Origin of the sequence: Pseudomonas sp. NA-150 (assembly GCF_044336365.1) — a bacterium.
Taxonomy (GTDB): domain Bacteria; phylum Pseudomonadota; class Gammaproteobacteria; order Pseudomonadales; family Pseudomonadaceae; genus Aquipseudomonas.
In genome coordinates, this window is the sequence record NZ_CP172305.1 from 5404694 (window position 1) to 5419223 (window position 14530).

Sequence of the window (14530 nt, forward strand, 5' to 3'; positions counted from 1 at the left end):
CGCATGGTAGTCATAATGACTTGTCATCGTCTTTATGACTCCTGTGCCGGGCGCCATGCTCACGCGGTTTTCCAGGCTTTGGCCACAAATCCCCTCAAGCCTGCCCCGTGCAAGTCGATAACCCCTTATAGAAAGCTGCTCGCCGCTCCCGTGTAGCGACGCCTTTAATTCGCAGAAGGTTGATATGTCCTCGAAGAACGTCCGCGCAGACTCCCTCTCGCTGCTGCTGTTTACCCTACGCAGCGGCAAGATGATGGCGATCAATTTGCTCAAGGTCAGTGAAATCATCCCCTGCCCGACCTTGACCCGCCTGCCCGAATCCCACCCTCACGTCAAAGGCGTCGCCACCTTGCGCGGCGCTTCGCTGTCAGTGATTGACCTGAGTCGCGCCATCGGCGAACGACCCCTGGTTGACCCGGACGGTGGCTGCCTGATCGTCACCGACGTCAGCCGCTCCAAGCAGGGCTTGCACGTTCAAGCCGTGAGCAAGATCGTGCACTGCCTGACTACCGACATTCGCCCGCCACCCTTTGGCGCCGGCAGCAAGTCGTTCATCACCGGCGTGACCCAGGTCGAAGGCGTGCTGGTACAGGTGCTGGACATCGAAAAAGTCATCCACGGTATCGCCCCGGCGAAGATCGTCCACGAGGCAGCGCAACTCAGTGAAGAAGATGCGCTGGTGCTGGCCAAGGCCAAAATTCTGGTGGTCGATGACAGTCAGGTCGCCTTGCAGCAATCCCTGATCACCCTGCGTAACCTGGGGATCGATTGCCATACCGCGCGCAGCGCCAAGGAAGCCATCGACGTCCTGCTGGAACTGCAAGGCACCGCCGAACAAATCAACGTATTGGTGTCTGACATTGAAATGTCGGAAATGGACGGCTATGCCTTAACCAGGACCCTGCGTGAAACGCCGGACTTCCAGGAACTGTACGTGCTGCTGCATACCTCGCTGGACAGCAAGATGAACAGCGAAAAAGCCGAGGCCGCAGGGGCAGATGCCGTACTGACCAAGTTCTCCTCACCCGAGCTGACCAAATGCTTGATTCAGGCCGCCCGCACGGTCGAAGCCAAGGGCCTGTAACCCGAAGCGCCTCTTATATAAACAGCAGCGAACACCAGGACCCTGCGTCCTGGTGCTGGCTGATGCGGCGGGATCTGCGCCAGCCCTGCCCTCCTCCACAGTGGCCGCACGCTAGTCGTCTGCTCGAATTCAACCCTGAACTCGCGCCAGCCGTGCACCAACTGTTGAACCTCGGCTGCGGCCACTTCCCGGATTACCCCTCCTGGTTTTCGGCCTTTACCCACGATGCAGAGTTCGATCCAAGCCTGTGCTTTGTCGTCGCTGACGATCAGGGCTTGATTGGCGTCGCTCAGTGTTGGACCAGCGCCTTTATCAGGGACCTGGTGATCCATCCTCGTGCTCGACGTCAGGGGTTGGCGCGTGCCCTTCTGCATCACGCCTTTACCGTGTTTCGTCTGCGGGGCGAAGCCTGCCTTGATCTCAAGGTGTTGGAAACCAACGAGCCGGCGCGACGTCTGTATGAAACATCAGGTATGGGTTACGTCCAGCGTCTTGCGACCAACTGAGACGCATCCTGCGCCCTGCCTGCCATAATCCGCCGCTCGAAAGTGACACCCAAAAAAGGAATTAATAATGAAAGCATCCCTATTGCTGCTGGCAGGCCTGACGGTTGTCGCCAGCCAGGCCATGGCCTCCAGCGAGCAGGCCTGGAGCGATCTGGACAAGGCAGTGATCAGTAGCTGCATCAAAGCCAGCCAGCTCAAAGATGTAAAACCGGCCGGCACAGCAGCGATGTTTGACGACAGCGTTGGCTACAACGCCCTGCTGCTCAAAGGCCACTACCCGCAGCCGTTCATGAAGAACAAGGTCGGCACCGAGCTGTGCCTTTATCAGCGCAAGAGCAAGACGGCGGTGGTGACCGAGTGGGATGGCGCGACGACGCCGAAGAAGTGAATCATTGCAGGAGCGGGCTTGCCCGCGATCAGCTTGACGCGGTGTGTCCGGCACGCCGCCATCGCGAGCAAGCTCGCTCCTACAGTTAACCGGTGTCAACGGCTGGCGTACAACTTGCTTCGAGACCTGCATCCGGCGGTGATCTGTCACCCTCAACGCATGCCTTCTCGGGTCTTACAGCTCAATGAACACACAGTTTTCCTGCGTCGGTTGTGGCAAGTGCTGCACTGACCACCATGTCCCGCTGACACTGACAGAGGCCAGACAATGGGCGGCCGACGGCGGCTCGGTGATTGTGCTGGCCGAGGCCTTCCTCGAAGACGGTTACGGTGTATCGGCCGAACAGCGCGGGCATGCCGAGCGACGTTCTCACCGAGTGCCCAGCGGCAATGCGCAGGTGTATGTGGCCATCACCTTCGCCGCCTTTAACGTTGGCCGTTGCCGGAATCTTGACGCAGAGAACCTGTGCCGCATCTACGATCGGCGTCCGCTGGTCTGTCGGATTTATCCGATGGAGATCAATCCACATATTCCACTGCGACCGGAAGCCAAGGACTGCCCAACCGAATCCTGGCAACAAGGTCCGGACTTAATTGTTGGCGGCAATGTAGTGGACACCCAACTGCTGGCGCTGATCGAGCAGTCACGCCAGGCCGACCGCGATGAAATTGCCGCCAAGGATGCTATCTGCCAGTTGTTGGGCATTCGCACCACCGCCCTCAAGGGCAATGGTTTCGCCGCGTACCTGCCGGATATGCAGGCATTCGCTGCCGCCGTGCAGCAGATCAGCGAAGCCGACGCCTTGCCTGAACTGTCCGCCGAATCCGGCTGGTCGTTTCATGTCGCGGGGGTGGAGATCGCCCAGACACTACAACGGGCCGGTGCCCACGTGGTGAGCAGCGACCCGTTGAATTACACCTTTATCTCCTTGCAGCAAACAGCCTAGGCTCTGTTCGAAAAGTGGCTGCGCTCGGCCATGCTGCGTTAAAAACAGGCTCGGAATGCTCATTTAGGACCCTAAACTCCGCTTCCTCGCCTGCTTTTGCCTTGCCTGACCTTCGCTCGCCGACTTTTCGAACAGACCCCTATCAGCGTTTGCCCATGGACTTGCGCGTGCCATGAGGGGCAGCGCCAGGGATTTTGGTGTGATCGGATTTACCCTTCTTTTTGTAGTAGGGCTCATCCTGAGTCTTGGCCGGGGCAAACTCCGACGCTTTGAAGGAAAAGCGGAAGTCCGGGATTGCCGGACGCTGTTTGCCGGCGTCCACGGTTTGCTCGACAGCATTCTCGTCGTCGGCGGCGGCTTCTGGAGCGGGTGTGTGTTCGGGGGTGGTCATGGAAGCTCCAAAAGTATCAAGTTGATCATCTGGCGAAATCGGCAGTCGCCCAAAACCCGGCAGCATACCTGAATCGCCGACGACCTGCCGCCATACGCGTCAACCTCCCATCGTTTGCCGCCCATGAACCGCTACTTGTAAAACAGGTCAACAATGACCTCTGCCTCGAAGGCGCCCGCCGTGGGCTTCGCGCTGTTCCACAGCAACTGCGCTTCAAAGTCGGCTCTGGATGCCGGGCTTTGCGCCAGCAAGTCAGCCAAATGGAAAGGCTGGTTGTAGGGGATTGTGTTGCCACTCACCGCATTGGCGATGCGGATCCCTACGCCGTTGTTGGCCGCTGGCACCAACACATCGCCGGAAAGCACGCCCGACATCGGCCTGAAACGCGCCCCCAGGCTAAACGGTGTGTCGCAGGTGCGGCTGGTCAACAACGAGAAGGGTCGGCGTTCGACCACTTGACCCACCTTCACCCCCTGAATCCCGATCGAGCCGAACTCCACTGTTTCCGGCACTATCTGCAACTCCGCGTCGCAGGCAATGAAGCGCAAGCCGTTGAGGTTATTGATTACGTAATTCAGGTTGTGTCCTGGCAACGGGTTAATACCCGCCCCACTGTCCAGTTGAAACATCCGGTAGTTAAGCAGGTGGCTGCCTACCCCTGAAGGCGGCGTCGGGCCGAATTTCTCGATGAACACCGAGAACGCCAGATTGAAGCTGATGCGTGGACAGGCGTCGATATTAGAGTCGCCCTCATGACACACCGGGAGTCTCTGGCGCGTGCTGATGCGACCGCTGTTCTGCACATAATCGACACCGTCCAGCGTCAACCCGGCACGAATACCCTGACCTATCAGCAGGCTGTCTGGATTCAGGTACAGGAACACTTCTTCCTGCTGCTCTTGCAGGCCGTCCTTGAAACACTCCACTTGAATATTGAGCCGATCGGAGCGCCACACCACAGTCCCTTCCGGCACCGACGCCGGGATCGCCACTGCACTGCTCAAGTCGGCGTGAATCACCGCTGAGCCTGAGTTTTGTTCTTTGCAGACCAGGGCAAAAGCACTCGCCGGGCTGAGTACCAGCAACAGCAACAAGGGTCGAATCCAGCGAAGATCTTTCATGGTTGAACGTCCGTGATAGAAGTGGCGTCCGGCAACAGCCGAGCGCTGAAGGGCATGTGCCAGTCGGCATCAGCGACGAAGTTGCGCTGCCCGCCGTAGTCCGTGAGTGCTTTGAATGTCAGTTTCTGAGCCGCCTCGAACTCAGGCAGTGGCAGCCGCAGCGTTTCAGCGGGAGGCAACAACAGATAATCACTGACCTCCCGCGACCCCAGCTGCAGGTGTTGCACCGAAGCGTGATAGGCCGTCGGGTTACTGACCTGCAACGTAGTGTTGCCGGAAGGGTCCCGACTCAGTTGCCAGCGCAATCGCTGCGCGGTGTCGGCCGGATCACCCGACAACCCCGGCGGTCGATAGAACACGTTGATTCGCTGGCGGATGGCAATGCTCAACTGATTTTCACCCTCGCTGCGCCGTGGAATCTCCATCACGTAGAGGTGCAGCAACGACTCACGCCCCAGCGGCATACCAACGCCTTCGTAGAGAATCCGCAGTGCCTGCCTGCCGTTGGCCGGCAGTTGCGACAAGTGCGGAGTGACCACAAACGGCAGTTCGCGAGGCGGTTCCACATCGGTCGCCGAGGGCTCGCTCAACCAGGTTTGCAGCAACACCTCATGGTCGCTGCGATTGCGCACCTCGATACTGACTTCGCCAAACGCACCGTCGAAAATCAGCCGGGTACCACTCAATGACACCGCTGCCTGGGCGCCGCTGGACAACAGCAACACCAGACTGATCAGCCAGCGCTTCATTGGCAGACGACCTTGAGCCGCTCGTAAGCTCGCTGTGGGTCTTTGGGCGGCAAGCTGTAGGAAAAGCTGCAGCTTTGATCGGACCATTTCACCCGCAGTACGCCTTGATCCTGATCGCTCAACACCAGCGCACGACTGCTCGGATCGACCACCGCCAACACCTTGCCGCGCTCGTCCTCGACACTGGCACCCAATGGCAACTTACGGCCGTCAGCCCTCAGCAACTCAAATTGCACCCGACGCCCGACCGACGCCTGAAAGTGCACGACATTCACCGCGCCACGCCGTGGCACCACCTGAGTAATGGCGTTATCCACATCAACGTCGGCCCCCAGCTGTCGCGTGTCCAGACTGACCCAGTTGGTCCGATAGGGCTGCGTATAAGGCAGGACTGCATAACCATTGGCGGCGGTTTCGACGTTGTTGTACGTGGTCAATTTCGCGCCACTGATCCTCGGCACCTCGACCAGCGCAAAGGTCTCGCCCACCGGCTGGCCAAAGTTCACCCCGCCACCATGGGCCACCAGCGAGCCGGCAGCGCCAAGGCTGAGCGCGTCGTAATCACGTCCCTGGCTATAACCGGCTTCGAAACGGCCATAGGGTTGGGTGGTATTGAGCTTGCCGGAACCGAACGAGCCGGAGCTGTTGTCGTGTCCCGCTTGCACCGAATAAAAGGTGTTGCGGTCATCCAGCACCTGACCATTCAAACCGGCCTGGGCGTTGTACTCGCCACTGCTGTCGCGCACCAGGTTGAACGACGCGCGGGACGAAGCAGCACTCGTTCCCAACGGTACGGTCAGGCTCAAAGAAACCCGGTTATCGCTGACAGACTGGCCATTGCTGTCGAGCTGCTGATTGCGCTCGACCGACAGGCTGTAACTGACGCTCCCCCATACACCGTTGTACGCCAGGTACAGTTGACGGGTGCTACCCGGCAGATTCCAGTAACGCTGATCGCTGGCAGTCAGGCTGAGCGAGCTGTTGTATGCCAGCAACGACTGGGTGACATTCAGTTCCAGGCGGTCCTTGGCACGACCGATGACGCTTTGCCCGACTTGCGCATCCAACTCGTCGACATGGTCCTCCAGCGTGCGAAATTTCTCGGTGGAATAGCGGTAGCCGGCGACTGCAAAAGTGGTGCTGGTCGCCTCAAGGGAATTGGCATAGCGCAAACGCAGGCTGTGCCCATGATCAGTCTGGCCCCGAACCTTGCTGGCCGACTGTGTCAGGTCCGCTGAGATCGCTCCTACAGCCGAGTTGATGCCCGCGCCCACATTGCCCGCCTGATATTCCTCGGCCCATTGCAGTCCACCGAACGCCGTGACGCGCTCGGTCAGGCCATAAATCAAGGTGCCACTGGTCAATGCCGGCGATGACCGGTGATCGGTGTTGCTGTCGTATTGCCCCAACGCAACGCTGTAGCGCAACGCACCTTGCGGCACCATGATCGGCAACGAGGTAAAGGCTTGTGTGAAGGTTCGCGTGCGGCCGTCGGCTTCGATTACCGTCACCAGCAGATCACCGTTGGAACCACCGGGATAAATGTCGGTGATTTCGAACGGTCCGGGAGACACGCTGCCGCTGTACAACAAATACCCATTCTGCCGGACTTCCACGGTGGCATTGCTCTCGGCAATACCTCGGATCGTCGGCGCGTACACCCGCTCACTGTCGGGCAACATGCCGTCGTCCGAATCGATTTCGGCACCGCGAAAGCGAACACTGTCGAAGACCGTCGAGTTGGAATAAATCTCCCCCAGCGTCAGCTGACTTTTCAGACCCGTGAGATCGCGCTGGGCGTAGGTACGATTGCTGCGGTAGGTGTACGGCTGATTGTCGCCATAGGTCAGCGACGACTCATTGCGCAGACGCCACGCCCCAAGGTTCAGACCGTTACGCAGCCCCAAATAATACTGATCGGTGGTTTGCTGTTGGTTTCGCCGCCGCACGCCGTTGAAGTTGTAATTGATGAAGGCCGCCGTCTCGCCCTCATCCCACAACTCCGGCGGAACATAACCACGAGCGCTGCGTGCCATCGCGGCCTGCGGCACACTGATATTCAGGCGCAGGCTGTTGGGCAGGTAGTCGACACGGGCGAATTCCAGGTGCTTAGCCAAATCAAAACAGCTCGCCGACGCTGCGTCACTGTCGAGCCCTGCATCCTTTTGCAGCCGCTCCATATCCAGACCAAACCCCTGCAACATTTCCGCCGTCAGACAGGGCTCGATACGCCCCGATAGCGAATTGCGCGCAAAGGTAATATCGCGCCGCCCACTCAAGGCGCGATTGACGTAAACGTCGACACTGTATGTCCCCGGTACCACGCTGTTGCCCCGGAGAAATTCCTGAAGATCAGGCGGCTCCTGAGTGCCCTGAATAAAAGCCGTGTTGAATTTCACTGGCGAGGGGTTGCCGCCTTCGATTTGGGTTTCGGCGCTGGCAATGGCCGGCATGGCCAACGCCACGCCAAACGCGCCTTTTATGCAGCGGCTAAGGCCGCCGATACTTCGGTTGAGCCTTTCCATGTGTTGTTATCACTCAATCCCTGGAGTTCTGCTGCGCCGCAGAGTCCTTTCTCACAGACGCAAAACTGCCGAGCCTGCGCGGTCATCGCAGCTCGGATGGCTTGGCAAATGAAGAGGTTAAGCAAGCGCGTTACTGACGAGTCCCTTGTGTTTTGGCGACTCTGACGGCGTTGCTGATGTCATGCAAAGTCAGGCTGGCCCTGTACGGCACCTGGCCGCCAAAGTCATTGATACTGGTGAACGTGAGGTCCAGCGGCCGGCCGGTGGAAGGCTTGTTGAGCGTCAGGCTCATGGTCTGCTTCGGCGCCAACATTTGACTGTCCATTTTCATCATCTGAGCCACGCCTTCCTTGACCTCAATCCCCACCATCGATACGTGATAAGGCCCCGGATTGCTCACCTGCACGACGTCGCTTTGCAACAATCGCCATTGCAAGGCTTCCGGCGCTTCGGCCGGCTCCTCCTTCAAGCCTTGTGGGCGGAAGAACACTTTGATGCGCTGACGAATAGCGATTTGTAAGGCATTTTCGCCAGCAGCCTGGGGAATTTCCTGCACGTTGAGCCAGAACACCGATTCACGGTCGTGAGGCATTTCCGAACCGGCATACAGGATGCGCAGCAATTGTTTGGCATCGCCCTGCATCCGCGCCAATCCGGGGGTGACTGCAAAGGGCAGGTCGGCCGCTTCGCCGCTGGCAGACTCGAGCCAGGACTGCAGCAGGATTTCGCCACCGCCACTGTTGTGCACGCCGAAGCTGACTTCCTTGTCTGAGGCCGGGTAAATGATGCGGGTGGTATTAAGCACAATGCCCGCGTGGGCGTTGACGGCCAGCGCCATCGCCAACCAGACGCAAGCAAAGCGAAACAGGGTATGAAGAACCATGACGAAACGCGCCTTGAGCCAAGGTGCAACGGGGTGAGCACGGCCCACCCCGTCGTGGGTTTTACTCGTAGTCCAGTACGAAAGGCATGAAGCCGTCGGCGTTGCCTGGGTTGGTTCCAGTACCGTTCAGGACGTAAACCGCAGCAAAGTTCAGCTCGGCAGTTGCGCCACCGTTACCGTCCTTGACCAGTGGTTTGTCGATGGTCTCGATCCCGCTCAAATCCATGAGCCGGTTCTGTGCGTTGACCAGGCCGATACCGACACCATCGGCGGCACCTGTGGTGCGCAGCAACGACTGGTCATTGTTGTCCAGGCCGCTGCCGTTACGTGCAGCGAAGCGCATTTTCACGGTGTTGTACTGCTCGGCGCCGGCACTGCAATTGACCAGCAGTTGAATCGGCGTCGCAGTGTCCAGTTTACTCTGGCTCGACGAACCGATATCCGAGAACGAAACGTTGCCCAGATCGACGTTGATTTCGCCATTAGGTCCTGCACCAACACCCGTGCCCGGCCCGACATCACAGGAAATGTTGGTCAGTGTTCCGTTGAACACCAGCTTCCCGTTATTTGCCGCATTGGCGGAACCCACAGTACCCAGCCCCATAGCACCCAGTACAACCAATGTAAGAGAAATTTTTTTCATGCTAACGACATTCCTTGCGTTCGTTCGTGTGTGCCCATCATTGGACGAGCAGAACTATAACGACACAGGCTTGGAATCGCTGTCAGGATATCCCTAATAACCATAGGGATTTGGCAACAAATGAAGCAAGAACTTTCTGTAAGTTATTTCAGAACTAATGCGACACACCCGGAAAACGGGGCTTACAGCGAAATAGCCGAGTGCAAAGTGTTGGCCAAATCCCGCATTGGCGTTTTTCCAACTAATTCGATGTATTGATCTGAAATCATTTCCCTCGTAATGGGTGATAAGCGGGTTGCGTTATTGATACGTCAGGGTGACCAGGCCATGCGCTGCCGGGGATATCGCAGGCACAGCACTGACATTCGCCTGGCCTTCGTGAACCACGCCGTACACGGCCTGGAACGGCACGAAGCGCTCACCACAGGCGACGCGCCGAGTGTCTACAACAAGCGTGACGTGCTGCGCGAGCGGCATCTGCTGCCCATGATCCACACCCGATTGACCCGTCATCGGCAGCACGTCACATCCTGTAGCAACCATTTGCCCACTGAACCTCAGCGCACCACCATTGGCCAATACCGTCCCTGAAAAGGTGGATAGCATCAGCGTGCACACCATGAAACCGACCGATTTGCTTTTCATTGCAATACCCCGTGTGTCCATTTCATATAAAGAATTAAAGCTCAGGACAACCACAAAAGCTCGCACAACCAGAAATTTACCGTAGGAAACTTCCAGCGTTTTCTTTCTACAACCTTTCAGCACTGTTTCACTGATAATCAAGCCACCCCATCTGTACTTACTTATTGTATAAAACTGTCAGCACTTAGATAATCCAGAATCCTGCGCTCACCTCTCTAAAACCTCAGCGCTAGCTGACATTTCTGACAGGTAGCAGTCACCTTGCTGACTGGGTTGAAGGGCTATAAGGAACGAGCTGACACCCACGATGAAGGCAGCCCACTTGTCGCTTCCCTTCATCTTCCTATTTCCGACTTGCCCGGCGCCTCTTCAGCATGCGTAAACAGACCAAAACCGTCATCGTTGCCAGCGCCGTTGTCGCGCTCATCGCGCTCGCCAGTTGGGGCCTGACCCGGCCTGTTGCAGCCAAAGCCACCGCCGCCGCAGCGGTGCCGGTCAAAGTGATCAGCGTGGTCAAGGAAGACGTGCCGCGTTACGTCAGTGGCATCGGTTCGGTCTTGTCGTTGCACAGCGTTATCGTGCGTGCGCAGGTCGATGGCATTCTCACCAAATTGCTGGTCAAGGAAGGTCAGCAGGTCAAAACCGGCGACCTGCTGGCGACCATCGATGACCGCTCGATTCGCGCCTCGCTGGAGCAGGCGCAGGCGCAACTGGCAGAAAGCCAGGCGCAACTGGACGTGGCCCAGGTTAATTTGAAACGCTATCGCCTGCTGACCACTGACAACAGCATTTCCAAGCAGACCTTTGACCAGCAGCAAGCACTGGTGCATCAGCTTTCAGCCACCGTGCTGGGTAATCAGGCGACGATCAACGCGGCTCAGGTGCAACTGTCCTACACCCAGATTCACTCTCCGGTGACTGGCCGCGTCGGCATTCGCAACGTTGACGAGGGCAACTTCCTGCGGGTCAGCGACGCCCAGGGCCTGTTCTCCGTGACCCAGATCGACCCGGTGTCGGTCGAGTTCTCCTTGCCACAACAGATGTTGCCGACCTTGCAGGACCTGACGCATGCCACCCCGCCAGCGGTGGTCCAGGCTTACATCGGTGACGGCGAAACCGGCACGCTGCTCGGTGCCGGTCACCTGACCCTGATCGACAACCAGGTGTCCGCCAACACCGGCACCATCCGCGCCAAGGCTGAGTTCAGCAACCCCGCTGAAAAGCTGTGGCCCGGCCAATTGGTGACCGTAAGAATCCAGACCGCCATCGACCGCGACGCGCTGAAAGTTCCGCCGCAAGTGGTGCAGCGCGGCGTCGACAACCACTTCGTCTATCGCGTCAATGGCGACAAGGTCGACGTGATTCCTGTGGAAGTGCTCTACCAGGACAGCAAACTGACCCTGATCAAAGGCCCCAACGCGGGCGATGTGCTGGTCAGCGATGGCCAGTCGCGTCTCAAGCCCGGCGCACGGATTGATGTCGTCAATAAAGAGCCGGCGATGGTCCAGTCCACGCAGGAGTCCGCTCAATGAAAGGCCGGGGTCCTTCTGCCTGGTGTATCGATCATCCGATTGCCACAATATTGCTCACCTTTGCCATGGTGTTGCTGGGCCTGATCGCCTTCCCGCGCCTGCCCGTTGCGCCCTTGCCTGAGGCTGAGTTTCCGACGATTCAAGTCTCGGCCTCGCTGCCCGGCGCCAGCCCGGAAACCATGGCATCCTCGGTGGCGACGCCACTGGAAGTGCAGTTCAGTGCGGTCCCCGGCGTCACGCAAATGATCTCCAGCAGCGCCTTGGGTTCGACCAACCTGACGCTGCAATTCGCCTTGACCAAAAGCATCGACACCGCCGCGCAAGAAGTGCAGGCGGCGATCAACACCGCCGCCGCCAAGCTGCCCGCAGACCTGCCAAGCCTGCCGACCTGGCGCAAGGTCAACCCGGCCGACAGCCCGGTGTTGATCCTTACCGTCAGCTCGGACCTGATGCCCGGCACTGAACTCAGTGACATCACCGAATCCTTGCTGGCGCGTCAGCTCAGTCAGGTCGAAGGTGTCGGACAAGTCAGCATCACCGGTCAGCAACGGCCGGCGATTCGGGTCCAGGCCGCGCCGGAAAAACTCGCAGCCCTCGGCCTGACCCTTGCCGATCTGCGTCTGGCGTTGCAACAGACCAGTTTGAACCTGGCCAAAGGCGCGCTGTACGGCAAAGACAATATCTCGACCATTTCCTCCAACGACCAACTGTTCCATCCCGAGGATTACGATCAATTGATCGTTTCCTACAAGGACGGCGCACCGGTGCACCTGAAAGACGTCGCGCGGGTGATCAATGGTTCGGAAGACGCCTACGTCAAGGCCTGGTCCGGTAACCGCCAGGGCGTCAACGTGGTGGTGTTCCGCCAGCCGGGCGCCAACATTGTCGAGACCGTCGACCGTATCCAGCGCGAGTTGCCACGCCTGCAGGAAATGCTCCCGGCCTCAGTCGAAGTTTCGGTACTGGTCGATCGCACGCAGACCATCCGCGCCTCCTTGCATGAAGTGGAAATGACCCTGCTGATCGCCATTTTGCTTGTGGTCGCGGTGATGGCGTTGTTCCTGCGCCAGCTGTCCGCAACGCTGATCGTCAGTGCTGTGCTCGGTGTGTCGCTGGTCACCAGTTTCGCCATGATGTACATCATGGGTTTCAGCCTGAATAACCTGACACTGGTGGCCATCGTGGTCGCCGTGGGCTTCGTGGTCGATGACGCCATCGTGGTGGTGGAAAACATTCACCGCCACCTGGAAGCCGGCGAAAGCATGCGCGAAGCAGCGATCAAGGGCTCGGGCGAAATCGGCTTTACCGTGGTCTCGATCAGCTTCTCGCTGGTGGCGGCGTTCATCCCGTTGCTGTTCATGGGCGGCGTGGTCGGGCGATTGTTCAAAGAGTTCGCGCTCACGGCGACTTCGACCATTTTGATTTCGGTGGTGGTGTCACTGACCCTCGCCCCGACCCTCGCCGCGCTGTTCATGCGCGCGCCGAAACATGACCCGCACGCCAAGCCCGGCTTCGGCGAGCGCCTGTTGCGCGGCTACGAACGCATCCTGCTCAAAGCGCTGGCGCATCAACGGACCATGCTCGGCATCTTCGGCATGACTCTGGTGCTGGCGATTGCCGGCTACGTGTACATCCCCAAAGGTTTTTTTCCGGTGCAGGACACGGGGTTCATCCTCGGCACCAGTGAAGCTGCCGCCGACATTTCCTACCCGGACATGGTGATCAAGCATCAGGCGCTGGCAAAAATCATCGGCGAAGACCCGGCCGTTCAGGCGTTCTCCCACTCGGTGGGGGTTTCCGGCAGCAACCAGACCATCGCCAACGGCCGCTTCTTTATTTCACTGAAAGAACGCAGCAAGCGCGATGTGTCGGTCAGCGAATTCATTGACCGGGTTCGACCGAAGCTGGCGAAGATCCCCGGCATTGTGTTGTACCTTCGAGCAGGCCAGGACATTAACCTCAGCTCCGGACCGAGTCGGGCGCAATACCAATACGTGCTCAAGAGTAACGACGGCCAATTGCTCAACACCTGGACTCAGCGCCTGACGGAAAAACTGCGAGAGAACCCGGCGTTTCGCGACCTGTCCAACGACTTGCAACTGGGTGGCAGCATCACCCATATCAGCATCGACCGCAGTGCCGCCGCGCGCTTTGGCCTGACCGCCAGCGATGTCGATCAGGCGCTGTACGATGCGTTTGGCCAACGGCAAATCAACGAATTCCAGACCGACATCAACCAGTACAAAGTCATTCTGGAGCTCGATGCGCAACAACGCGGCAAGGCCGAAAGCCTGAACTATTTCTACCTTCGCTCACCGCTGAGCGGCGAAATGGTGCCGTTGTCGGCGCTGGCCAAAGTTGATGCGCCGAGTGTCGGACCGTTGTCCATCAGCCACGACGGAATGTTCCCCGCCGCCAACCTGTCGTTCAACCTCGCCCCCGGTGTGGCGTTGGGCGACGCGGTGATCATGCTCAACAAAACCAAGGCCGACATCGGCATGCCGTCCGCGATCATCGGCAAGTTCCAGGGCGCGGCGCAGGCGTTCGAGAGCTCGCTGGCCAACCAGCCGTGGCTGGTACTGGCCGCGCTGGTGGCGGTGTACATCATCCTCGGCGTGCTTTATGAAAGCTTCGTCCATCCGCTGACCATCATCTCGACCCTGCCATCGGCCGGTATCGGCGCGCTGCTGCTACTGTGGCTAATGGGGCAGGACTTCTCGATCATGGCCTTGATCGGCATTGTGCTGTTGATCGGTATCGTCAAGAAAAACGGTATCCTGCTGGTGGACTTTGCCCTTGAGGCCCAGCGCACGCGGGGGCTGAGCCCGCACGATGCGATCTATGAAGCCTGCATGACGCGGTTCCGGCCGATCATCATGACCACCCTCGCCGCCCTGTTGGGCGCGCTGCCGCTGATGCTCGGTTATGGCGTCGGTGCCGAGTTGCGTCAACCGTTGGGCATCGCCGTGGTCGGCGGTTTGCTGGTCAGCCAGGCCTTGACCCTGTTCACCACCCCAGTGATTTACCTGAAACTGGAATGGCTGTTCCACCGGCGTCATCCGCAAGCGGCCAGCGAGCCCGCGCCGGTTCTGGCCATAGACAAATGAGTGTCGCTCC

General features: G+C 58.9%; 13 protein-coding genes. 6 read left to right on the forward strand and 7 right to left on the reverse strand.

Annotated features, from left to right (window positions below):
• Positions 1–184: 184 nt before the first annotated feature.
• From ACF0H7_RS25485 to ACF0H7_RS25500, 4 genes are all read left to right on the forward strand, one after another.
• Entirely contained in the window at positions 185–1084 is a 900-nt protein-coding gene (locus ACF0H7_RS25485; protein ID WP_397449602.1) for a chemotaxis protein, read from the forward strand.
• A gap of 62 nt (positions 1085–1146) precedes the next feature.
• On the forward strand, positions 1147–1590 hold the full coding sequence (locus tag ACF0H7_RS25490; protein WP_397449603.1) for a GNAT family N-acetyltransferase: 444 nt from the start codon (positions 1147–1149) through the stop codon (positions 1588–1590).
• 67 nt (positions 1591–1657) lie between these two features.
• Positions 1658–1978 (forward strand): hypothetical protein, encoded by a 321-nt coding sequence (locus tag ACF0H7_RS25495; protein WP_397449604.1) that lies wholly within the window; start codon positions 1658–1660, stop codon positions 1976–1978.
• A gap of 184 nt (positions 1979–2162) precedes the next feature.
• Positions 2163–2924 (forward strand): YkgJ family cysteine cluster protein, encoded by a 762-nt coding sequence (locus ACF0H7_RS25500; RefSeq protein WP_397449605.1) that lies wholly within the window; start codon positions 2163–2165, stop codon positions 2922–2924.
• Positions 2925–3066: 142 nt separating this feature from the next.
• On the opposite strand, the gene ACF0H7_RS25505 is transcribed toward ACF0H7_RS25500, so the two are convergent.
• The 7 genes from ACF0H7_RS25505 to ACF0H7_RS25535 form a co-directional block, all read right to left on the reverse strand.
• Positions 3067–3315 (reverse strand): hypothetical protein, encoded by a 249-nt coding sequence (locus ACF0H7_RS25505; protein WP_397449606.1) that lies wholly within the window; start codon positions 3313–3315, stop codon positions 3067–3069.
• Positions 3316–3446: 131 nt separating this feature from the next.
• Positions 3447–4436 (reverse strand): fimbrial protein, encoded by a 990-nt coding sequence (locus ACF0H7_RS25510; RefSeq protein WP_397449607.1) that lies wholly within the window; start codon positions 4434–4436, stop codon positions 3447–3449.
• The gene (locus tag ACF0H7_RS25515; protein ID WP_397449608.1) at positions 4433–5185 is read right to left on the reverse strand and encodes a molecular chaperone; all 753 of its coding nucleotides are present in this window, start codon (positions 5183–5185) and stop codon (positions 4433–4435) included. The genes ACF0H7_RS25510 and ACF0H7_RS25515 overlap by 4 nt, the downstream gene beginning before the upstream one ends.
• Entirely contained in the window at positions 5182–7638 is a 2457-nt protein-coding gene (locus tag ACF0H7_RS25520; RefSeq protein WP_397454019.1) for a fimbria/pilus outer membrane usher protein, read from the reverse strand. Before ACF0H7_RS25520 ends, ACF0H7_RS25515 begins: the two co-directional genes overlap by 4 nt.
• A 202-nt stretch (positions 7639–7840) precedes the next feature.
• Positions 7841–8593, reverse strand: a complete 753-nt coding sequence (locus ACF0H7_RS25525; protein ID WP_397449609.1) for a molecular chaperone — start codon at positions 8591–8593, stop codon at positions 7841–7843.
• 61 nt (positions 8594–8654) lie between these two features.
• Positions 8655–9236 (reverse strand): fimbrial protein, encoded by a 582-nt coding sequence (locus tag ACF0H7_RS25530; RefSeq protein ID WP_397449610.1) that lies wholly within the window; start codon positions 9234–9236, stop codon positions 8655–8657.
• A 300-nt stretch (positions 9237–9536) separates the two neighbouring features.
• Complete coding sequence (locus ACF0H7_RS25535) at positions 9537–10022, reverse strand: hypothetical protein (protein ID WP_397449611.1); 486 nt, start codon at positions 10020–10022, stop codon at positions 9537–9539.
• A 233-nt stretch (positions 10023–10255) separates the two neighbouring features.
• Between ACF0H7_RS25535 and ACF0H7_RS25540 the strand changes: the two genes are divergently transcribed.
• A complete protein-coding gene (locus ACF0H7_RS25540; protein ID WP_397449612.1) occupies positions 10256–11413 on the forward strand; it encodes an efflux RND transporter periplasmic adaptor subunit in 1158 nt (385 codons plus the stop codon).
• Entirely contained in the window at positions 11410–14520 is a 3111-nt protein-coding gene (locus ACF0H7_RS25545) for a multidrug efflux RND transporter permease subunit (RefSeq protein ID WP_397449613.1), read from the forward strand. Before ACF0H7_RS25540 ends, ACF0H7_RS25545 begins: the two co-directional genes overlap by 4 nt.
• Positions 14521–14530: the final 10 nt, after the last annotated feature.